The sequence below is a fragment of the Acinetobacter sp. PFS20 genome (assembly GCF_052261015.1).
Lineage (GTDB): Bacteria > Pseudomonadota > Gammaproteobacteria > Pseudomonadales > Moraxellaceae > Acinetobacter.
Map to the genome: position 1 here is coordinate 3,407,980 of NZ_JBPVZE010000001.1, position 22,606 is coordinate 3,430,585.

General features: G+C 38.7%; 21 protein-coding genes. 13 read left to right on the forward strand and 8 right to left on the reverse strand.

The window, feature by feature from the left end:
* The first annotated feature begins 55 nt into the window (after nt 1-55).
* Nucleotides 56-619 carry a flavoprotein gene (locus ACS125_RS16130; protein WP_443273309.1) on the forward strand — a complete coding sequence of 188 codons (564 nt, stop codon included), beginning with the start codon at nt 56-58 and terminating at the stop codon, nt 617-619.
* Between the two features lie 39 nt (nt 620-658).
* On the opposite strand, the gene pgaD is transcribed toward ACS125_RS16130, so the two are convergent.
* The 5 genes from pgaD to ppsR all read right to left on the reverse strand — a co-directional run bounded on the left by pgaD (nt 659) and on the right by ppsR (nt 7,845).
* Entirely contained in the window at nt 659-1,117 is a 459-nt protein-coding gene (gene pgaD / locus ACS125_RS16135; RefSeq protein ID WP_443273311.1) for a poly-beta-1,6-N-acetyl-D-glucosamine biosynthesis protein PgaD, read from the reverse strand.
* Nucleotides 1,114-2,361: a poly-beta-1,6-N-acetyl-D-glucosamine synthase gene (gene pgaC / locus ACS125_RS16140; RefSeq protein ID WP_443273313.1), complete on the reverse strand. Its 1,248-nt coding sequence runs from the start codon at nt 2,359-2,361 to the stop codon at nt 1,114-1,116. The genes pgaD and pgaC overlap by 4 nt, the downstream gene beginning before the upstream one ends.
* Nucleotides 2,361-4,187, reverse strand: coding sequence for a poly-beta-1,6-N-acetyl-D-glucosamine N-deacetylase PgaB (gene pgaB, locus ACS125_RS16145; RefSeq protein WP_443273315.1), 1,827 nt, complete (start codon nt 4,185-4,187; stop codon nt 2,361-2,363). Before pgaB ends, pgaC begins: the two co-directional genes overlap by 1 nt.
* Nucleotides 4,187-6,625, reverse strand: coding sequence for a poly-beta-1,6 N-acetyl-D-glucosamine export porin PgaA (gene pgaA / locus ACS125_RS16150; protein ID WP_443273317.1), 2,439 nt, complete (start codon nt 6,623-6,625; stop codon nt 4,187-4,189). The genes pgaB and pgaA overlap by 1 nt, the downstream gene beginning before the upstream one ends.
* Before the next feature lie 383 nt (nt 6,626-7,008).
* The gene (gene ppsR, locus ACS125_RS16155) at nt 7,009-7,845 is read right to left on the reverse strand and encodes a posphoenolpyruvate synthetase regulatory kinase/phosphorylase PpsR (RefSeq protein ID WP_004791471.1); all 837 of its coding nucleotides are present in this window, start codon (nt 7,843-7,845) and stop codon (nt 7,009-7,011) included.
* Nucleotides 7,846-7,992: 147 nt separating this feature from the next.
* Between ppsR and ppsA the strand changes: the two genes are divergently transcribed.
* The 12 genes from ppsA (at nt 7,993) to alr (ending at nt 20,398) form a co-directional block, all read left to right on the forward strand.
* Nucleotides 7,993-10,380 (forward strand): phosphoenolpyruvate synthase, encoded by a 2,388-nt coding sequence (gene ppsA, locus ACS125_RS16160; RefSeq protein ID WP_171065147.1) that lies wholly within the window; start codon nt 7,993-7,995, stop codon nt 10,378-10,380.
* A gap of 64 nt (nt 10,381-10,444) precedes the next feature.
* Nucleotides 10,445-11,200: an RDD family protein gene (locus ACS125_RS16165; RefSeq protein ID WP_004791466.1), complete on the forward strand. Its 756-nt coding sequence runs from the start codon at nt 10,445-10,447 to the stop codon at nt 11,198-11,200.
* 316 nt (nt 11,201-11,516) lie between these two features.
* Entirely contained in the window at nt 11,517-12,551 is a 1,035-nt protein-coding gene (gene cyoA, locus ACS125_RS16170; protein WP_004791463.1) for a ubiquinol oxidase subunit II, read from the forward strand.
* Nucleotides 12,552-12,554: 3 nt separating this feature from the next.
* A complete protein-coding gene (cyoB, locus tag ACS125_RS16175; RefSeq protein ID WP_004791462.1) occupies nt 12,555-14,546 on the forward strand; it encodes a cytochrome o ubiquinol oxidase subunit I in 1,992 nt (663 codons plus the stop codon).
* A 4-nt stretch (nt 14,547-14,550) separates the two neighbouring features.
* The gene (gene cyoC / locus ACS125_RS16180; RefSeq protein WP_005306751.1) at nt 14,551-15,171 is read left to right on the forward strand and encodes a cytochrome o ubiquinol oxidase subunit III; all 621 of its coding nucleotides are present in this window, start codon (nt 14,551-14,553) and stop codon (nt 15,169-15,171) included.
* Entirely contained in the window at nt 15,171-15,500 is a 330-nt protein-coding gene (locus tag ACS125_RS16185; RefSeq protein ID WP_004643325.1) for a cytochrome o ubiquinol oxidase subunit IV, read from the forward strand. Before cyoC ends, ACS125_RS16185 begins: the two co-directional genes overlap by 1 nt.
* 10 nt (nt 15,501-15,510) lie before the next feature.
* On the forward strand, nt 15,511-16,389 hold the full coding sequence (cyoE, locus tag ACS125_RS16190; protein ID WP_005306754.1) for a heme o synthase: 879 nt from the start codon (nt 15,511-15,513) through the stop codon (nt 16,387-16,389).
* A gap of 184 nt (nt 16,390-16,573) precedes the next feature.
* Nucleotides 16,574-16,957 (forward strand): 30S ribosomal protein S6, encoded by a 384-nt coding sequence (gene rpsF / locus ACS125_RS16195; protein ID WP_004791455.1) that lies wholly within the window; start codon nt 16,574-16,576, stop codon nt 16,955-16,957.
* A gap of 11 nt (nt 16,958-16,968) precedes the next feature.
* Nucleotides 16,969-17,196 carry a 30S ribosomal protein S18 gene (rpsR, locus tag ACS125_RS16200; RefSeq protein ID WP_004791454.1) on the forward strand — a complete coding sequence of 76 codons (228 nt, stop codon included), beginning with the start codon at nt 16,969-16,971 and terminating at the stop codon, nt 17,194-17,196.
* A gap of 8 nt (nt 17,197-17,204) precedes the next feature.
* Nucleotides 17,205-17,651 carry a 50S ribosomal protein L9 gene (gene rplI / locus ACS125_RS16205; RefSeq protein ID WP_004700828.1) on the forward strand — a complete coding sequence of 149 codons (447 nt, stop codon included), beginning with the start codon at nt 17,205-17,207 and terminating at the stop codon, nt 17,649-17,651.
* A 198-nt stretch (nt 17,652-17,849) separates the two neighbouring features.
* The gene (gene dnaB / locus ACS125_RS16210) at nt 17,850-19,295 is read left to right on the forward strand and encodes a replicative DNA helicase (RefSeq protein WP_004791451.1); all 1,446 of its coding nucleotides are present in this window, start codon (nt 17,850-17,852) and stop codon (nt 19,293-19,295) included.
* 32 nt (nt 19,296-19,327) lie between these two features.
* Nucleotides 19,328-20,398 carry an alanine racemase gene (gene alr, locus ACS125_RS16215; protein WP_443273323.1) on the forward strand — a complete coding sequence of 357 codons (1,071 nt, stop codon included), beginning with the start codon at nt 19,328-19,330 and terminating at the stop codon, nt 20,396-20,398.
* 60 nt (nt 20,399-20,458) lie between these two features.
* On the opposite strand, the gene ACS125_RS16220 is transcribed toward alr, so the two are convergent.
* Genes ACS125_RS16220 through ACS125_RS16230 form a run of 3 tightly spaced genes read right to left on the reverse strand, consistent with a single transcriptional unit; the run spans nt 20,459 to nt 22,588 of the window.
* Nucleotides 20,459-21,193, reverse strand: coding sequence for a proteasome-type protease (locus tag ACS125_RS16220; protein WP_004791447.1), 735 nt, complete (start codon nt 21,191-21,193; stop codon nt 20,459-20,461).
* 16 nt (nt 21,194-21,209) lie between these two features.
* Entirely contained in the window at nt 21,210-21,989 is a 780-nt protein-coding gene (locus tag ACS125_RS16225; protein WP_004791445.1) for a transglutaminase family protein, read from the reverse strand.
* A gap of 2 nt (nt 21,990-21,991) precedes the next feature.
* Complete coding sequence (locus tag ACS125_RS16230; RefSeq protein ID WP_443273326.1) at nt 21,992-22,588, reverse strand: alpha-E domain-containing protein; 597 nt, start codon at nt 22,586-22,588, stop codon at nt 21,992-21,994.
* Nucleotides 22,589-22,606 lie beyond the last annotated feature (18 nt).

Sequence of the window (22,606 nt, forward strand, 5' to 3'; positions counted from 1 at the left end):
TATATTAAAACGATAAAAACATCATGATTTAAAAACCAAAAGGACTTTTGGAAAAATGAGTATTAATATTAAAAATAACACTTCAAAATCAGTAATTTTTCAGAATACTTCTCAAGATTTTGAAGACTTTGCTGGACAAGTGATTTCATCAAGTTCAATTAAAGAATTTGACTTTTCACATTCAACTGTCGCAATTATTGGTACTAATCAAGATACCGTGACCCATCTTGAAAAAATCTGTCAACAAGCAAAATTTGTGACCGTATTTCAAATCACACCTCACTTTATTTTGCCCCACAGTCAAATGGGCACAAATAAGTTAATTACCCATCCTCTCATTATCAAAAACCGGAGATTATTTAACAATCGAGTAAAAAGTCTTTTGGCTTTACGTTTTCTTGATACTCAGGTGAGTGAAACATGGCTTAAGCGCCTTTTAACACCCAATATGGCAACGGCTAAAAAGGTATTTTTTAAATCTGATAGCTATTATGCGGCACTTCAAAAATCCAACTGTAAATTACAAACTTGGCCGATTGTTAAAGTTAACCATAAATCAATTCATAGTATGGACGGCATAGAACAACCTGTTGATATCATCATTAGAACAACCGCATAAAAATAAAAAAAGCATGGTTTTTAAGCCATGCTTTTTTATTTACTCATACTTTTGCAAATTGCCATGATCATCGTAATGCAAAATAACACGTTGTTTCTTTTGCAATTCACTTAACATCCCGGAACTAACCGAAAATTGGGTAGCTAACAGTTCAACAGAACTATTAGGTGCCTTAACTCTTCGGTCCTCACCACTAAATCTAATCCAGTTATAACTCGCCCACAAAATTAAAATGAGTGCACTAATTCCGATGAGCAAAGCTAAATGTAATAAGGTCTTAACTTCTGATATATGGTCAACCCAGACATAATCATAAATTAAGTGTCCTTCAAAAACCCATAAAAACAGTGAAACCAATGGAAACAACAACCACATCAAACAAAACCAACCGATAGTTTGTAATGTATAGTTTGCCGTTTTATTTTTGACGTATTCTGGCTGGTCAATATATTCAGGGATATCTAACGTTTCGATATCCTTATTTTCCTCAGGTTTCATGGGTTATCTCCACGGAAGCCTCGGTCTGGGCTTACCCAGCGGGCACGTTTTTTAGTGTGAAATAAAGTCTTTGGTACCGCAACAACACTTGTGAACAAAGTCAGTAGCCAGAAAAATAACGGATACCAAATGACCCAAAAATAATTTCTAAAGAAGCGGCTACGGTCATAGCGTTGATCAATCCACAGACTCACCAAAAACTGGATTAAACATGTGCCACCGAGTATTACACCGTACCACTGTGGCATAAGCGTTTTGATCTGCCATTGCTGAGGCAACTCAATAAACAATCCCACAAAAAATAGCGTAAAGATCAGAATCATGACATAAGACCAGATAATACTGACTAGCGCCTCAATCATGACTGGCCACATTCTGCGAACACGCAGTTTGAACATTTGTGGAATATATTCTATAAGAACCTCTACCCCACCTTGAGCCCAACGAAGGCGTTGCTTCCATAACCCTTTAAATGTCTCAGGCATATAGATATAACAAAGCGCTTGTGGAATATACTGAATATCCCAATGGTCGAGCTGTAGCTTCCATGAAATATCAATATCTTCGGTAATTTTATCGTCTGACCAAAAACCGACTCGAACGAGTGCTGTTTTACGAAATGCCGCAATCACACCCGATACTGTAAAAATACGACCATATGTACGCTGCGCACGTTTAATCAAACCAATAATCGAAGAAAACTCACCAACCTGTAATTTTCCTAAAATACTAGATCGGTTTAAAATTCGTGGGTTCCCCGTTACAGCACCAATTCGCGGGAAATTAATAAAGGGTTGCATTAACCAAAGTACGGCATGCGGATGTAGTAATGCATCGCCATCAATACAAACAAGATATTCGTATTTACTCACCAATACGCCAGATCTTAAAGCTACAGCTTTACCCTGATTTTCTGCTAAGTGTACAACCCGAAGTCGTGAATCTTGCGCTGACAATTCATCGAGAATTTCGGCTGTCCTGTCACTACTTCCATCATTAACGGCGATTACTTCAAAATTAGGATATTTGGTTTGCAGTGCATAACGAATTGTTTGGCGTACTTGGGCTTCTTCGTTAAAACACGGAATGATGATACTGCATCCTTCGCTGGTCGGTTCAGGAAGTGCTTGTTCACGGTATTCTCTTTTAAAGAAGAACCAAAGTCCTCCTACCATCCATGTCCAAGCCATCAGTAAGGGATATAAAAAGGCAAAAGCAAATAGAATATCGAGTAATACTCTCATTACTTTTTCCCCTCTACCAATTCAGCAAAAGGCTGATACATCACAGGACTAGCATTTAAACTAATCGGATTATACAAATATTGATGAACATCTTTTGATTTTGCAAAGTCATAGCCATCAATACCGAATTTCTGGATTCCTATCCGCTGAATCGAAAAAAGTCCTTGCTGTACTTCTTCCCAAGCCGTTTTTTGCGAGTTTTCTGGTAATTCTAAAGTCAGCATTATTCTTTGCTTATCATTTTCATTAAGTGTATTTAAAAGCATTAGCAACTCATTAAATTGCTTTTTTTTGCCAATCACATCGAACTTCAAATTGACTAAATCATTTTGTAATAAAAGCGTTTTTATAAGCTCAGGTAGCTTTTCCACATGATCTAAATCAGGTTTAAGCAATAAACTAAACTGCGCCTGATTACTCATATTTAAATAAGGTTTTACCGCTTTTTTAGTCATTTGACTCAGTTGTGCGAGCTGTTTTGATTGCTCAATACAACTGTTTTCTTGCACTGTTATTTTTTGCATTGCGCAGTTTAAAGCTGTTCCTGCATTGAGCTGAACACCACTTAAATTACTGTTAAAGCGTGCTATATCTTTAGCCAAATCTACTGTTAAAAATGGCTTATCTTTTTGAGGATAAGCTGGCAACTCTAATATTACCGATTGACCTGCCCGAGTTTGAGCCTGCCATAAACTACGGTTTAAAATATCTTGTTGAACAGGCATTTTATTTGTAGGGAAATAAGCAACATCGTATTGCCCATCTCCATCTTTATCTTCCAAAGGCTTTAAGATTAGAGCATTGTTTTTTAGACTATATAGTTTTGATAACAACTGCCCTAGTTTTTCATCGGTCTGAGCATTTTGTGGAGCTGCTAATTGCTTTAAGTTCATACTCACAAAATGACGTGGTTGTTTAAATAAATCTGACTCTTCGAAATTCAGAATATTTAACATACCTTCGGTGAGCTGTTCAGCTGTAGGGTTACCTATAACTAAGCTTCGCTTAAATGTTGAATCACTCACCCGATTCATACCATCACGGCCCAAACTGAAAGAAAAATCAAAACCTGCTTGCTGCGCTAGTTTTTCCAGTTGCTCATTCACAGCACCATAAGGCCAAATAATCGCTTTCGGGTTAACACCAACTTCTTTTTTAAAAATGGCGTAGGATTTTTTCAAATCCTGCAAAATACGTTGTTGATATTCTGCATCTGTTTCATAACGTGCTTGCGATTTTAAATAGGCATAAGAAGTTGCAGCCGGTTGCTCATTGCCTTGAGGATTGGCCAATACACCATGATGCAAATCATCACTATGGCTTGCAAACTCAGCTAAGCCCGATGCTTGCATTTCACGAACTTGAGTCCAGTTCACCAAGTTACCCAGCCCATACGCTTCATAACCTGCCTGAGTATTGCCATTTAACCAACTGGTTGGAAGAGCAAAAACTGCTGGGATTTTATATTGCTTAAGTAAAGGAAATACTCGGCTATAACTGCTCAATGCACCATCATCGAAGGTAAGTAGAATAGAGTTATGAGGTAATTCTTTACCTTGCTTACGAGCCTCTTCAATGTCTTTCAGACGAATCGGTTTCCAGTCCGACTGACTGAGCCAATCGAGAAACTGCGCCAGATTATTGGTCTGAATCGCATAAACATCGCGGTCACCTTCCTTTAGGACGTCATCTCGTACATCATGAAAAGTTAAAGAAACCGTATGATTTTTGGGTAGTTCAGTTTCAATGCGGGCATGAGAAAACTGTACGGGTAATAATGTTGAAGCAAACACACAGCTCAACATTTTTAACTTCATATTATTCATTAAAAACGCCCTTCAAATCCGAAAATACCATAGGTATGTTGTTCATCATGACCATCGTATGGATGATATTGCCAACCAATGCCATAATTAAGTTGCCAGGTCCGTGAGAGCTGCCATTGATGTTGATATTGCAAAGAATATGTGGGTCGAGCTGAGTAATCTGCTTGTTTATAAAGTCCGACTCCAGCCTCAAAATGCTGTTTAAATGAGCGTTCATATTCTCGCCAAGTGACCCAGTCATGACTTAAATTTAACTCTGCACTGTAATGATTGCTGGGACTAAAATATGCGGTCTGATCTTGACTATTGCTGCCATAAAATCCACGAACGGTTCCGTAGGTGATATGATGCGGCGCATCAAATAATCGTTCGCGCCAAAAAGTCGAAAATTCTTGTTGTTTATTACCATCACTAATATCAGTTAAACCGTAACTTGCCCCAATTTGGCGTGACTCATCTTTTTGCCATGTCAAAGCAGCACGGTAAGCGTGTCCATCCTCACCAGCATCAATTGCTTGCAGAGGAATATTAGCCTGACTGTCATATTGCAATTGATATTGCCAGTGATCATTTAGCCATTGCGACCAATCAACACGAATACCTGCTTGCCCGCCATCTGTACTTTGCGAAAAAATTGCCGACAATGCCTTACGGTTTGCTTGCCACTCAGCACCGACGCCATAACGTTGGTCATGCACATCACCAAAACGATATTCTCCGAAACGATCTTGATGCCAAGCAAATAGACGATAATTATCTTTAATCCACGGGCTATTAAGACGAGTTTCCATTTCACGGTCTTTTAAACCATTTTGCCCACTCACAGAATCGCTATTCTCTGCTTTACTTTGGCCCCAAGTTGTTGAGTGCGAGATGATTGCTCTATCACGATCGTCTAACTCTTTTCGACTTTTAACTACACCGCTATCTTCAGGATAATATTGCAAAAGAGTTTCTGTGCTTTTGCGCCACTCAGGAATATCCCCTAACGCCTGAGCATTTTGCATCTGGTTAATTCGAGTATCTTTAGCAACTGGTGTTAAGCCATTTAAACGATCAATTGTTTGTTTGGACTGTAAAGGTTTATCTCTCCAACGCTCAACACGAGCTAAATTATTAATTAAACCTTCGTTGGCAGGTGCAAGATCTACTTGTTTCTGGAAATGTTTTTCTGATTGATCCAAATGATTTGCATAAGCTAAATGCATACCTTGTAAAGCAATATAATCATCACGATCAGGGTGGCTCGATTTATCCACCCCTTTGGCTTGACTATATTTATACGTAGGGATTAACCGATCAGCATCACTTAAAAGTTGTTCAGCTTGTTTATATTTTTCTTGTTCAATATATGAGTAATACAGTCCGGTATATACCGTCATATCTGAATAGTTTTTTTCAGTCAGTAAGGTTTTAAAAGCAAGCTCAGCTTGTTGCGGCTGTCTTTCAGCCAAATAGCTATCAGCTATTGCATGACGAATATAGGCAGGTAGTTTTTCTAGAGGTACATTTAATTTAGTAAATTGATCTAATACCGTACGGCTACGTCCGCGGAAATCTAATGCATATATATAGTCATAATGGAATCTTAAATAATTAGGATCTGACGGTTGAATCAAAGGCTGCATTTGCTCGCCTTGCTTTAACACAGCATCAAGCTCAGCAAAAGCTTCACTATCTGCCATGCCTTCCCGATTCAAATATTTATAACGAGTAATTGCGTTATTTACACGTTGAGAAAATTCACTGACTTGTAGCCAGTGTTGCAACGATTCTGTTTGTGGATTTTTATCGCTGACAAGCAATAACTGCTGAGCCTTGTTATAAGCCCCCACAGCCGCTAAGTCATAACTATATTCTTGTAAAACTGCAAAAGACTTCGGCTGCTGCTTATATGCTTGTTCAATTACAGATAAAGCATCTACAGGCGAATTGATGAGTCGATATGCATAGGCGATTTGTACAAGTTGATCAGTCTTCAGATTTTTAGTATTAATCTTTGTTAACTGTGCTTTGCCATTTACAACATCTTTAGCTTCAGCATATAAAACTGCCAGCAAAATCTGTCCATCAGGGGTCTTTTGAATATTAAATTTATTTGACCAAGCAATCGCATCTTTAAAGTGTTTAAAATCACGTAAATTACGTATTAAAGGTAGCTGTCCATATTCTGGAAAATTAGCTAAATTAATATTCGCTAAATGCTGAGAAAAAGTTACTAGATCTTTTTTTTCATTTGACATTACAACTAAATAATCAGCTAGCAATTTTTGATCTTGCGGATAGGTTTTTAGCAATTGATCCAGTTGCAATATTGCTTGGTGAGTTTGTCCAGTTTTGTATGTGTGAATAGCTTGCTCTCGCAATTCATCCACTTGAGCGGCATATAAATTAAGTGGCAAGATATATACCAATGAAAAAACACATTTTTTTAGCATTTTGATAATCGGATAGTCCCATATCGAGGTGGGAAAGTATAATTAAAATCAAAAACCAATCACACAATACAAAAATAGTGTGATCTATTTATCATTTTTAAGTATTTAATGTATTTTTACATGATTTTTAAAAATATTTAGAAAAATTAATTAATTAGAATTTTTAAACTTACTCAAATATATACATTTCTTTTCAATACTCTTATTTTATTTCACAATTGGATTATAAAAACCTTACAGGCTGATAACCAATAAAAACGTTTTAATAACTTTTTGTTTTATATTTAAAACTTTTATTTTTCTCATGTTTTATATTTAAAACCATTCAATTTAATCACAAATAAATATATAAATTGAATGGTTAAAATAAAGGTTTGACTAAATTAACCAATACGACGTTTTAATCCTGTCATTTGTAAAACGCGCGTTGAAATTTCTTCAATCGACATTTCCGTCACGTTTAAATATTTAATCCCTTCTGAAATATAGATTCCTTCAATTGCTCTAAGTTCCATTTGGCATTGACTAAAACTTGCATAGCGACTATTTGCCTTACGCTCACTGCGAATCGCAACTAATCGCTCAGCATCAATCATTAAACCAAACAATTTACTGCGATGCGGTCTTAGTACTGCTGGCAAACGGTTATCATCCAAATCTTCTTCTGTTAAAGGATAGTTTGCAACACGGATACCGAATTGAAGAGATAAGTAAATAGAAGTTGGAGTTTTACCCGAACGAGAAACGCCAATTAAGATTAAATCCGCTTTATCATAATGACGAGTACGCGCTCCATCATCATTATCAAGCGCAAAATGAACAGCATCAATACGAGCTTTATAAGATTCAGAATCGGTTACGGCATGTGTCTGCCCAACTAATGTCGTAGGAGGCGTACCTAACTCTTGTTCTAATTTGCTGATTAAACCTTCAAACACATCAAGATTAACTGCTTTAGCGGTATTAATGATTTCTCGTACGTGTGGATCAACTAAAGTGTCAAAGACTAAAGGTAGACAACCATCTTTGGTTTGACATCTATTAATTTCAATCACAACATCCATTGCCGCTTCTTCAGTTGTAATATACGGCATGATATGAATATCAAAATCAACATTGGGAAATTGTGCTAATAACGAATGTCCAAGAGTCTCGGCAGTAATTGCAGTTCCATCAGAAATAAAAAAAACGCTCCGTCTAAACTGTTTACTTTCTGACATTAAAATTCTCCTTAAACATTTGTCTTAGTGCTATATAATCTTTATAGTAAACTGATCTTACATGACTGTCGCTTAGTATAATTCTCAACTAAGCACTTTATTTTTATAATTTCATGCCAAGATAGACATTAATACTGCAAAAGTGGAGTGAAAACTTTGGAAGCGCGCGTAATCGGTCTAGAAAAATTAGGGAAACACGATGTCGAACTCGTAGGTGGGAAAAACTCATCTTTGGGTGAAATGATCAGCCATTTATCAAATGCTGGTGTATCGGTACCTGGCGGTTTTGCAACTACTGCTGATGCCTATCGTGAGTTCTTAGATCAAAGCGGTCTTAACGCTCGAATTCAAGCAGAACTTGCTCAACTCAACGTCGATGACGTAAATGCTCTTGCAGAAACAGGCGCTAAAATTCGTCAATGGATTGTAGAGACTCCACTCACTGCAGCCCTAGAACAAGAAATTCGCGCCGCTTTTACAACTCTTTCTAACGGCAACCCAGAAATCGCGGTTGCCGTTCGTTCATCTGCAACTGCTGAAGATTTACCAGATGCTTCATTCGCAGGTCAGCAAGAAACTTTCTTGAATATTCGCGGTATTGATAACGTTCTTATTGCGATTAAAGAAGTATTTGCTTCTTTATATAATGACCGCGCGATTTCTTACCGTGTACACCAAGGTTTTGACCATGACGTTGTTGCACTTTCTGCAGGTGTTCAGCGTATGGTTCGCTCAGAAACTGGCGCTGCGGGTGTAATGTTTACACTTGATACTGAGTCTGGTTTCCGCGAAGTTGTATTTATTACAGCATCTTATGGTTTAGGTGAAATGGTTGTACAGGGTGCAGTTAACCCAGACGAATTTTACTTATCTAAACCACTATTAAATGCTGGTAGACATTCAGTTTTACGCCGTAACCTTGGTTCAAAACACCAGAAAATGATTTATGGTGAAGAAGGTTCTGCTGGTAAATCAGTTGTTGTTGTTGATGTTGAAAAACAAGAGCGCCAACAATTTGCTTTAAATGATCATGAGTTACAAGAGCTAGCTAAACAAGCGCTTATTATTGAGCAGCATTACGGTGCGCCAATGGATATCGAATGGGCAAAAGATGGCGATGATGGTCAAATTTACATTGTTCAAGCTCGCCCTGAAACAGTAAAAAGCCGTCAAAATGTAGGCACAATGGAGCGCTACCTTCTTAAACAAAGAGGTACTGTTCTTTGTGAAGGCCGTTCAATTGGTCAACGTATTGGTTCTGGTAAAGTCCGTATCATTAATTCAATTAAAGAAATGGACAAAGTTCAAGAAGGCGACGTTCTTGTATCAGATATGACCGATCCTGATTGGGAACCGGTAATGAAGCGTGCGGCGGCAATTATTACTAACCGCGGTGGTCGTACATGTCACGCGGCAATTATTGCACGTGAACTTGGTGTACCTGCTATTGTAGGCTGTGGTAACGCAACAGAAGTATTGACTGATGGTCAAGAAGTAACTGTTTCTTGTGCTGAGGGTGACACTGGCTTCATTTACGAAGGTGCTTTAGATTTTGAAGTTCAACGTAACTCAATTGAATCTATGCCTAAGCTATCGTTCAAAATTATGATGAACGTAGGTAACCCTGACCGCGCGTTTGACTTTGCTCAAATTCCAAATGAAGGTATTGGTCTTGCTCGTCTTGAGTTCATTATTAACCGTATGATCGGCGTGCATCCTAAAGCCCTACTCAACATTGATAGCCTACCGCGTGAAACTCGTGCTGCGGTTCTAACTCGTACTGCGGGTTATGCTTCACCAGTAGATTTCTATGTTGAAAAATTGGTTGAAGGTATTGCGACTCTTGCTGCTGCATTCGGTGACAAGCCTGTTATCGTTCGTATGTCTGACTTCAAATCAAATGAATATGCAAACTTGATTGGCGGTAAGTTATACGAGCCTGAAGAAGAAAACCCGATGCTAGGTTTCCGTGGTGCAAGCCGTTATGTATCTGATAACTTCCGTGACTGTTTCGAATTAGAATGCCGTGCACTTAAAAAAGCTCGTGATGAAATGGGTTTAACCAATATTCAAATCATGATTCCTTTTGTACGTACTGTATCTGAAGCAAAACGCGTTATTGAGTTACTTGCACAAAATGGTTTGAGACGCGGTGAGAATGGCTTAAAAGTAATCATGATGTGTGAATTACCAACTAACGCTTTGTTAGCTGAACAGTTCCTAGAGCATTTTGATGGCTTCTCTATTGGTTCGAATGACTTAACTCAGTTAACCCTAGGTCTTGACCGTGACTCAGGTATTGTTTCACACCTATTTGACGAGCGTGATGCAGCAGTTAAAGCACTTCTTTCAATGGCAATTCATGCGTGCCGTAAAGCGGGCAAATATGTAGGCATCTGTGGTCAAGGTCCTTCAGACCATCCAGATCTTGCAAAATGGTTAATGGAACAAGGTATTGAGTCTGTTTCTCTTAATCCAGACTCAGTTTTAGATACATGGTTCTTCCTTGCTGAAGAAAAAATCAAGCAAATCTAATATGTTATAAAAAAAGGCCCATCCGTGGGTCTTTTTTCATCTTTAGAATAGAGAATTTTTATTTATGCAAATTTACTTGGCACGTAATAATCAACAAGCTGGGCCTTACACCTTAGAACAAGTAAATCAAATGTTGGCTAGCCAACAAATTTTGTTAACTGATTTAGCTTGGCATGAAGGCATGACAGAATGGAAAGCTTTAGGAGAATTAACCCAAGGTAAACTTGTATATCAACCTATCGGTTATTCTGCACCTGTCATAAACACAAACAGCTCACCTAACGAAACTATTCGTCAAATTCGTGTAGAACCTAAAATTCACGAACTTGCCTCTATTCCATCTCGAGCTTTGGCAAAAATTATTGACTTATTGCTTTGGTTACCAATAGCCGCAATTCCGTCTTTTTTCTTTAATGAATCTCAGTATAAGCAATTATTTGAATTGCAAAAACAAATGCAATCAGCTGAAGTTGCTTCAACTAAAGCAGCAGAGCTACAACATCAACTTTTTACTTTAATTCCTATTGAAGCTTGGCATTCTATGCTTGTTTACGTCGTAATCATGCTTGCAATTCAAGCCTTTCTTTTAACAAAATATGGGCAAAGTATAGGTAAGAAAATTGTTGGAATTAAAATTGTAGATGCCGAGAGCAATGGTAAAGTTAATTTAACTCGCATCTTCTTATTAAGAAGTATTGTTTTCATCATACTCAACTTGTTGTTTATGCCTATTAGTACAATTATTGACTACGCTTTTGCATTAGGGCAAAAGAGACAGGCACTACATGACAAAATTGCAAGAACAAAAGTGATCAAATGATAGTGAATGACTCATTCATTTAAGGTCTAAAAAAAAAGGAGGCACCTCGCCTCCTTTTTTCTATAGAGAGTTGATATTTAAATAAAAGCTCCATATAGATTGGATACCCTACAAAAAAAATCGGGTTTTAAAACAATTATTTCAGACTACTTTATGTATAGCTTAGTTTGTCGATATGAGGCATAATGCCCTACAACGTAGCGGTGTCATATAATTGAGAAGTCTAAATTTAAGGATTAGCGTTCTCAATCATGCGACACTTTAATCGCTATCCCATATTTAATTAGGGAATGGGACTCTTCACCGAGGTTGTAAAATGAGACAAACGATTTTAGCTGTATTGTCTTTATCAACGCTTGCCGCACTTTTGACTGGGTGTGGTGGTGATATGGTACTTCTAAACTCTAAAGGTCCAGTTGGTCAAGGTCAAAGTGACCTTATGATGACTGCGATCTATTTAATGTTACTTGTGGTGATTCCTTCAATCATCATGGCATTATGGTTTGGTTGGAAATATCGCGCGTCAAATAAAGATGCAGACTATAAACCTACATGGGCACACTCAACTACAATTGAAGTTGTAGTATGGGGTATCCCTGTCATTATTATTGGTATTCTAGCTTGGTTAACTTGGTGGGGTTCCCACAAGTATGACCCATACCGTCCTTTAGAATCAGATAAAGCTCCTTTAACTATTCAAGTTGTTGCAGAACAGTTTAAGTGGATCTTCATTTATCCTGAACAAAACATTGCAACTGTTAACGAAGTACGTTTCCCTGAAAAAACTCCGTTAAGCTTTAAAATCACCTCTAACTTTACAATGAACTCATTCTTCATTCCACAGTTAGGCGGCCAGATTTATGCAATGGCAGGTATGCAAACTCACCTTCATTTGTTAGCAAATGAAACTGGCGTATATCGTGGTTTCTCTTCTAACTACTCAGGTTACGGTTTCTCTCAAATGCGTTTCAAGGCGCATAGTGTTACAGAGCAACAGTTCAACGAATGGGTAGCAGCTGTAAAAGCGGGTAATGGTTCTACTATTAATCCAGAAGCAGTTCAAAAAACTACGCTTGACCAAGCTGAATTAGCAACCTTACGTGATGGTGACCGTTCTAAGCACCAGATCGAGCATTTAGTAAATCGTGCTAAAGCTGCTGGTGATCAAGAAGCGCTTGCTAAAGCTGAAGCTATGAAACCGTTCCCGACTAAGCCACACCCTGTGACTTATTACTCTTCAGTTGAACCACAATTGTTTGAAACAATTATCAACCATTACATGAGTAATTATCATGGTGTTGACCACTCTGCTGCGCATGCAACAGCTGAACACGCTGCTCAAGGGGAATAAGACATGGATATGATTTTTGGTAAACTGGGTTGGGACTCTATCCCGACAGAGCCAATCGTGCTTGTCACCATGGTCCTTATGGCACTTGGTGCAATTGTTGTGCTTGGCGGTATCACCTATTTCAAAAAATGGGGATACTTGTGGAATGAGTGGTTTATTACGGTAGACCATAAAAAAATTGGTATCATGTACATTCTTGTATCTGTGGTCATGCTTTTGCGTGGTTTCGCCGATGCAATTATGATGCGTCTACAGCTTTTCCTCGCTAAAGGCGGCGGCGAAGGTTATCTACATCCAGACCATTACGACCAGATCTTCACCGCACACGGTGTAATCATGATCTTCTTCGTAGCAATGGGTCTTGTTGTTGGTATGATGAACATCTCTGTACCATTACAGATTGGTGCTCGTGACGTTGCATTCCCATTATTGAACTCTTTAAGCTTCTGGTTATTCGCTGGTGCTGCTGGTTTGATGATGCTTTCACTTGTATTAGGTGAATTTGCTGCGACTGGTTGGATGGCTTACCCTCCTCTGTCTGGCATTCAATATTCTCCTGGTGTAGGTGTTGACTACTATATCTGGGCACTTCAGGTTTCTGGTCTAGGTACGCTTTTATCTGGTGTTAACTTCTTCGTTACCATCATCAAAATGCGCGCACCTGGCATGAAATTAATGGACATGCCTATTTTCACGTGGACTTCACTTTGTACGGCTGTATTAATCATTGCATCGTTCCCTGTATTAACAGGTACACTTGCAATGTTAACTCTAGACCGTTACTTCGGTTTCCATTTCTTCACAAATGAGCTTGGCGGTAGCCCAATGCTTTATGTGAACTTGATCTGGACATGGGGTCACCCTGAAGTATATATCTTAGTATTACCAGCATTTGGTCTATACTCAGAAATCGTTGCAACCTTCTCTCGTAAAGCGTTGTTCGGTTACAAGTCTATGGTGTATGCAACTATCGCGATTACAGTTCTTGCGTTCGTTGTATGGCTTCACCACTTCTTTACCATGGGTGCTGGTGCGAACGTTAACGCGTTCTTCGGTATCATGACCATGGTTATTGCGATTCCTACTGGTGTGAAAATCTTCTCTTGGTTATTCACCATGTATAAAGGTCGCATCACCTTTACTACTCCAATGTTGTGGACGCTTGGCTTCCTTATTACATTTGGTATCGGTGGTTTAACTGGTGTACTTATGGCTGTTCCACCTGCGGACTTCCTTGTACACAACTCATTATTCTTGATCGCTCACTTCCATAACGTAATTATCGGTGGTGTGGTGTTTGGTATGTTTGCCGGCATCATTTACTACTGGCCAAAAATGTTTGGTTGGAAGCTCAATGAAGCATGGGGTAAAGCTGCGTTCTGGTTCTGGTTCTTCGGTTTCTATTTTGCATTCATGCCACTTTATATCCTTGGTTTCATGGGTATGACTCGTCGTTTGAATACATATGACAACCCAGAATGGGATCCTTACCTTGCAATTGCATTATTCGGTGCTGTTCTCGTTGCGATTGGTATTGCATGTTTCTTAATGCAAATCATTGTTGGTTTCTTACAACGCAAAGACAACATGGACCTTACAGGCGATCCATGGGATGCACGTACGCTTGAATGGGCGACTTCTTCCCCTGCTCCGTTCTATAACTTTGCGCATGAACCAGATGCAAGCGGTATTGACCGTTTCTGGACTGACAAAGAAAATGGTGTAGCATACGCACGTAACACTAAATATGAAGACATCCACATGCCGACTGATCGTGCTGCTGGTTTTGTCATTGCAATGTTCATTACTCTTCTTGGCTTTGCACTCATCTGGCATATTTGGTGGCTCGTTGTTGTTTCATTCGTTTCAGCTGTTGTTAGCTTGATCGTAAGCTCATTCACTAAGAATGTTGATTACTACGTTCCTGCTGCTGAAGTTGAGCGTATTGAAAACGAACGCTATGCTTTACTTGAAAAACACTTGAAGAAGGACTAAGGAAATGGCTGAAGTACTTCATCACGACAACCACGGCCACGATGGTCATCATGAGCATGATGATACCGACTTAACGGTCTTTGGTTTCTGGACATACTTGATGAGTGACTTGATTCTTTTCGGATCACTCTTCATTGCGTTCGCTGTATTAAGCAGTCATATTCCACCAGGAACTCCAAGTGCATATGACCTGTTCCATGATTCATTAGGCTACGTTTTAACTGAAACATTTGCCTTATTGATTTCATCGGTAACTTTCGGTTTTGCTGTACTTGCATCTTATAAAAAGAATGTAAATCAAGTTATCACTTGGTTATTTATTACATTCCTTTTTGGTGCAACGTTCATTGGAATGGAGCTTTATGAGTTCCATCACCTTGTAGAAGAAGGTCATGGTCCAACTCACAGTGCATTCTTATCATCGTTCTTTACTTTGGTTGGTACACACGGTATCCACGTAACTTCTGGTTTAGTGTGGATGTTGGTATTAATGTATCAAATCAAAACTAAAGGTTTGACATTACCGAATACACGTCGTCTAGCTTGCTTAAGCTTGTTCTGGCACTTCCTTGACATCGTTTGGATCTGTGTATTCAGCGTCGTTTACTTACTGGGAGTTCTCTAATGAGTAGTCATGACCATAATGCTGCAGGTGCGTCACACGGTAACTTTAAGCAATACACTGTTGGATTTATCCTTTCTGTTATCCTCACCATCATCCCGTTCGGGATGGTGATGGCGGGTGGTTTCAGTCGTGGAATTTTAGTTACAGTAATTGCTATCGCTGCTGTTGCTCAGGTTCTTGTACAACTTGTGTACTTCCTACACATGAATACATCATCTGAACAACGCTGGAATATGATTGCATTCATCTACACAATCTTATGTATCGCTGTGCTTTTAATCGGTTCTGTGTGGATTATGAATTACCTTCACTACAATATGATGATCTAAACTGATTGTCATGTTGAAAAAATATCTATTCCTGACTAAACCAGGAATTCTCTTCGGTAATTTCATTACCACCTTGGGCGGCTTTTTCTTAGCCGCCCAAGGCTCTATAGACATCTTATTATTACTACTCACCTTACTTGGAACAACTTTAGTTGTCGCTTCTGGTTGTGTTGTAAATAATGTGATAGACCAAGACATCGACACAAAAATGCAGCGCACGCAAAACCGTGCATTAGTCAAAAAAACCATCTCTCCTACTGTTGCACTTATATATGCATTTGTTCTTGGACTTATCGGTTTTAGTATTTTGTGGTTCGGTGTAAATGCTTATGCTTTCTTGTTTGCAATGATTGGTTTTGTTGTCTATGTCGGTTTTTATAGTTTGTGGACAAAACGTACCTCAATCCATCAAACCGTCATTGGTAGTATTTCCGGAGCGAGCCCTCCTGTTATTGGTTATACAGCAGTAACTCATCATTTTGATGTAGCCGCTTTACTTTTGTTTTTAGCTTACGCGCTATGGCAAATGCCACATTCATGGGCAATTGCTATTTATCGTTTTGACGATTACAAAAATGCGGGAATCCCCATTCTGCCTGTTGCACGTTCTATTTATCGCACGAAAGTAGAGTGTGTCATTTATATTGTGTTGTTTGCAGCCGTATTGAATGGTTTATATTGTTTTGGCTATACCAATATATTTTTTCTAGTAACCTTTAATGCATTAACAGCATATTGGTTCTATTTATCAATTATTGGCTTTAAAGCTGAAAATGACCAACTTTGGGCTAAACGTTTTTTCCTTTACTCGGTCATATTAATTACCCTGTTAAGTTTGAGCTTTAGCTTTACCTATCAATCCCCTGCTCCAAATCTTCCTCTCTTTTAAATAAGGGAGGATTTCCTCCTCGATAGTAACGAAGTTTTACTTTTCTCATCAAAAGATTTGTTTTTAGTCGAACTTTTACTTATAATTCAGCCTTCGCAAATTTTGCGACATAACTTTTAAGTTATGACTCCTTGCTTCTAATTTTTTATTCATTAGGGGCTGTTTAAACCGTAAGGAGCTGACAATGCGTCATTACGAAATCGTACTTTTAGTACACCCAGATCAAAGCGATCAAGTTGTAGGTATGGTTGAACGCTATATCTCTCAGATCAAAGAAGCTGAAGGTCAAATTCACCGTTTAGAAGATTGGGGCCGCCGTCAATTGGCTTACCCAATTAACAAAATTCACAAAGCACACTACATTCTTATGAATGTTGAGTGTGGTCAAACTACACTTGATGAGTTAGAAGAATTGTTCCGTTATAATGACGCGATCATTCGTAACCTTATCATTCGTCGTGAACACGCAATCACTGAAGAGTCATTGCTTGCTAAAAGTGCTGAAGAAAAGCGTGCGCGTAAAGCTCAACGTGAAGAAGCACAGCAAGTTGCTCAAGACGCTGAATAAGGAGAACATCAATGGCACGTTTTTACCGTCGTCGCAAGTTCTGCCGCTTTACAGCTGAGAATGTTGTGTACATCGACTACAAAGATATCGATACTTTAAAACAGTACATCACTGAAAACGGCAAGATTGTTCCTAGCCGTATCACTGGTACTAAAGCTCGTTATCAACGTCAATTAGCTCTTGCTATCAAGCAAGCTCGCTACTTGTCTTTGATTCCGTACACTGACAACCATAAGTGAGGTGATCTGTGGACGTTATCTTATTACAACGCATTAAAAACCTTGGTAAATTAGGCGATAAAGTATCAGTTAAAGCTGGTTACGGCCGTAACTTCCTTATCCCTCAAGGTAAAGCAGTTGCAGCTACTGAAGCTAACACTGCTGCTTTCGAAGCTCGTCGCGCTGAACTTGAAAAGCAAGAAGCTGAAATTTTAGCTGCTGCTCAAGCACGTGCTGAACAATTGAATGAAGTTAACATCGTTATCACTGCTAAAGCTGGTGACGAAGGTAAACTCTTCGGTTCTATCGGTACTCGTGACATCGCTGACGCTTTAACGAATGCTGGTCTTACAGTTGACCGTGCAGAAGTTCGTTTACCGAATGGTGCGCTTCGTCACACTGGTGAATTCAACATCGCAATCCAATTGCATCATGATGTTGTTGCAGAAGTTCTCGTTACTATCGTATCTGAGTAATTTCTCATCAAAAAAAGAGCATGCTTTTGCATGCTCTTTTTTTATGTGCCCTATTTTTAAAATAAGATATATTAATTCCTGATCAGTTCTTTAGTTTAATTGGTTTTTTAATTAGGTAGTTTATTTCATTTTGTTTTAAGATAGTTCTCGGCCTCACAGGCTATTTGCGTACATCTTTCTTTATCATCAGGTCTAATTATGTCTCAGGCGAATGCCACTTCTTTAACTCTTTCATCTCCAACAGAAAATAAGACGAGTGAATCAGGCCAACTTAAAGAGTTTCGCACTCCCCCACACAATTTAGCCATTGAGCAGGCTGTTCTTGCGGCCTTAATGACAGTTGCTGAATCTTTTGAGCAAGTCAGCGACTTATTAAAAGAAAATGATTTTTATGCAACACGTCACAAATATATCTATCGTGCCATTGAGAAACTAGCACAAGAAAACTCTCCTTATGATGCTGTATTAGTAAGTGACTGGCTATTAAAACAAAATTTACTCGATGCAATTGGTGGCGAAGAGTATTTAATGCAGCTTATGGCTGATTCGCCATCAAGTTTCTATAACTTAGAAACGTATGCCAGTAAAATTAAAGAGTTCTCTACACTTCGCAGCATGATTAAAGTCAGTACTGAAATTTTACAAAATGCTTATGACACAAAAGGTCGTGGCGTTAGTGAAATTCTAGACTTGGCCGAAACGAGTATTTTCTCTTTAGCAGAACAGCACAATAACAATAAAAAGGATGCAGGTCCCAAATCTATTAGCTCTGTTACTGCTGATGTAATTAGTAAACTTGATGAACTCTCAAAACTAGATGGCAATATTACAGGTTTAACCACAGGCTTCTTAGAACTTGATAACAAAACATCAGGTATGCAGCCTGGTGACTTAATTATTGTTGCTGCACGTCCATCGATGGGTAAAACTACTTTTGCCATGAATTTGGTTGAAAGTGTTTTGCAATATAACAAGTTACCCGCTTTAGTATTTTCAATGGAGATGCCAGCAGACTCGATTGCGATGCGTCTTATTTCTGCAATGGGTAAAGTTCACCAAGGACATTTACGCTCGGGTAACTTAGATGCAGATGAATGGACCAAGGTGACTGGTACCATTTTACAACTCCAACAAATGCATTTGTATATTGATGACTCATCTGCCCTGCCTCCAACGGAACTTCGTGCCCGTGCTCGACGCGTTGCCAAAATGCATGATGGAAAAATTGGTTGTATCATGGTCGATTACTTGCAGCTGATGAAAGTTCCTGGCATGGGTGATAACCGTGTAGGTGAGATTTCAGAAATTTCACGTAGTTTGAAAGCATTAGCAAAAGAAATGCAATGCCCAGTTATCGCACTTTCCCAGCTCAACCGAAGTCTGGAAAACCGTCCAAATAAACGCCCAGTAATGTCCGACTTACGTGAATCTGGTGCGATCGAGCAGGATGCCGACTTAATTATGTTTATTTACCGTGATGAGGTTTATAACAAAGAGTCGAAAGAAGCTGGTACCGCAGAAATTATTATTGGTAAGCAGCGTAACGGTCCGATTGGTTCAGTCCGTCTTGCCTTTGAAGGTCAATATACTCGATTTAGTAATCTCTCTCCTGAGTATTACAGCCAATATGATGATGAAGAATAAACTCTATCTCTAGCCCAAAGGAGTAAATGAGGGTGCGCCAAGCAACAGTTTATATTGATCGCAATGCACTTCAATATAATTTAAACCGTGTCAAACAACTCGCAGTAAATTCAAAAATTGTAAGTATGGTGAAAGCCAATGCTTATGGACATGGAATCAAAGACTGTTTAGCAGCCTTAAATGCCTCAGATGCCTTTGGTGTCGCCTGCCTACAAGAAGGTTTAGAAATTCGTGAACTCGGATTTCAACAACCTGTTACTTTAATTGAAGGGGTATTTTCTGAAGATGAAATGCCAATTGCAATTGAACAAAAATTTGAATGTGTGATTCACCATCAACAACAATTTGAATGGTTAATTAAATATAAGCAAAAATACATCGCTCAAGGTTTAAAAGTCTGGGTTAAGCTTAATAGCGGCATGAACCGTCTAGGCTTTAAAGTTACTGAAATTATTGAAGTTATTAAAAAATTAAAAGCCGAAGGATTTACCTGTGTGCTGGCGATGCATTTCGCAAATGCAGATGTAGACCACCCGCTTAACGAACAACAAAAGCAACAATTTTTACAAGTTAAACAAGCTTGTGATCCAGTTTTAGCATCTTGCTGTAACTCTGCTGCTATTTATAAATGGCCAGAATTACATTTTGATTATGTTCGTCCGGGTATTATGCTTTACGGCGCCTCACCTTTTGCTGATAAGACAATTCATGGTCTTGACTTAAAACCAGTCATGACTTTTTCAGCAGAAGTCATTGCACTCAACCATATTCAGACTAATGAGCATGTTGGTTATGGCTCCACTTTTTGTGCAAAGCAAGCAATGGATATCGCGATTGTTTCTATAGGTTATGGTGATGGTTATCCACGAGCTTATATTAAACAGAACTATGTCGCGATTGATAAACAGCTCTGTGCAGTTGTAGGCCGAGTGAGTATGGATATGCTTGCAATCGATGTAACAGGTATGCAAGTAAAATTAGGTACGCCAGTCGAACTTTGGGGTGCACACCGTTTAGTGGATGATGTTGCGGATGCAAACGGAACGATAGGATATGAATTACTCTGTCGCCTAAGCAATCGCCCCACTCGTAAAAGCAGTTAAATAATAAAATTAAAAAAAATCCAAGCATGCTTGGATTTTTTTATATATGTACTCAAAATTTTATCGCCAGTAGTCATCAGTCGGTTTTGGCATTTCCTGTAAGCCACGGCGTAGAGTATCCGACCATTGCCGACTGATTTGTGAAAAATAAGGATCATCTTCTGTAATTCGTTTTCCCATCGGAATTACAAAGCTATCTTTCATATAAATCAATGCATCCAGTGGTAAACCAACAGAAACATTTGAACGTAAAGTTGAATCAAAAGAAATTAAGCTACAACGTAATGCATCATCTAATGGCATTGCATAATATAAAGCTCGGTCCAGAATCGGTTTGCCATATTTACTTTCACCAATTTGAAAATAAGGCGTATCTGTTGTTGCACAAATAAAATTGCCTTGTGGATAGACATTATAAAGTTGCATGTCACCACCTTTAATCTGTCCACCCACCAAAATACTACAGGCATAATTCATTTGTTCTTGGGTGTCCGAACTAATATCCTCTAAAACTGCTTTTAAAGTTTTACCAATCAGTTCTGCTGCCTCAAACATCGTATTAACACTATATAAATTAGGCTCTTGCTGTAAAGTAAGCGCATTTTGCAAATGACCTATAACAGCTTGTGTTGTGGCTAAATTACCGGCTGTTTGCAAAGCAATAAAACGTTCTCCGGTAACGCCGAAAGTATGCAATTTTCGGAACACAGAAATATGGTCAACTCCTGCATTAGTCCTCGTGTCACTAATAAACACTAAACCTTGTTCCAATCTTAGCGCACAACAATAAGTCATTTCATTCTCTTTACATTCAACATGCCAACACTTGAACCACAGACATCATGTTCTCAACCCCACCTTGTTCTCTTACACCACGAATAGGTGCCACATCGAGATAGTCACGGCCAACTGCAAGGTAGATATGATGTTTGGGTGTAAACAACTGATTGCTTACATCAAAACAATACCATTGATTTTCTACAAATACTTCCGCCCAAGCGTGACTGGCAAGGTGCGGATAGTTTTGATCAAATAGATAACCAGAGACATAACGTGCTGGTAATTGTAGCGCACGACACATTGCAATTAAAACATGAGCATGATCTTGGCATACACCTTCTCCCGCATGAAAGGCTTCAGTTGCAGTTGTCTGAACTGAAGTACTTTCAGGCTGATAAAGTATTTTCTGCAAAATATATTCACTTAATAATGCAATATGCTGTCGATCTTTGACTACTACAATATTTCTAGCAAAATCCAACATTTCTGAATCACATCGGGTTGCACCTGTCATCTGCAAAAACAAATTTGTAGGTGTAGATAAATTTACACAACCCAGCTCTAGATCTTGAAGCTCAACAATCCCTTGAGCCATGAATGTAAGATGTTGGTATTGATAGCGCTGACTAGCCGTCATCCAGACATTGTTAAATATGTCCCTTTTAATCGTTTTGTCACCCGGCACGCTAATTGCCCAATTCATAACATGTTGATGCGGCGATGTTTGAGGCATCATTTTAATATACTGAATACTGTTTTGAGCAGTTTCCGTATAGCTATAATGCGTTTGATGATTAACCATCAATTTCATAATCAGACCTCAAACATATTTTCCAACTGCTGCGTAAAAGTATAATAAGCGTCCCACGTAAGTTGCTGCTTCAGCACTTGCCAATTTTGATCTATATTCTCCCACCCTAAATCAGCAAGCCGTTTCACCAAAATATCTAGCTCAGTAATAAGAGCTGATAAATCTTGTCCAAAACGTAACTCAATATCAAATTGCTCTATTTTTTGACCTAAATGCAGAAATAAACAAACATCTTCATTTTCCGCTTCTAGTATTTGAGTACATTGTTCAACAGCTTTTCTCAAGATTTCAGGTTGAGCTTCAAGCGTGTTAATAACATGATTTAATTCTGCATAAGCTTTTGATGACAATATACCTCTTAGTCCCTGAATATTATCTTTAGCAATAATGAACTGGTTCAGTAATGAAAATGTTTGCTTCTTGTCTAACATATAGTGATTTAGTAATTCAGCATTTTCTATAACCAAACCAAATGCTGCTGCAAATTTTGTTGCTTTCTCATCTTGTGTAAAGGGTAAATGAGAGGCTGCGAATTTAACTCGCATTAAATATCGACCCAACCAATATATTTGATGCGCACTCGAATTGAGTAAAACCATAAAGTTCCTCTTTAACCC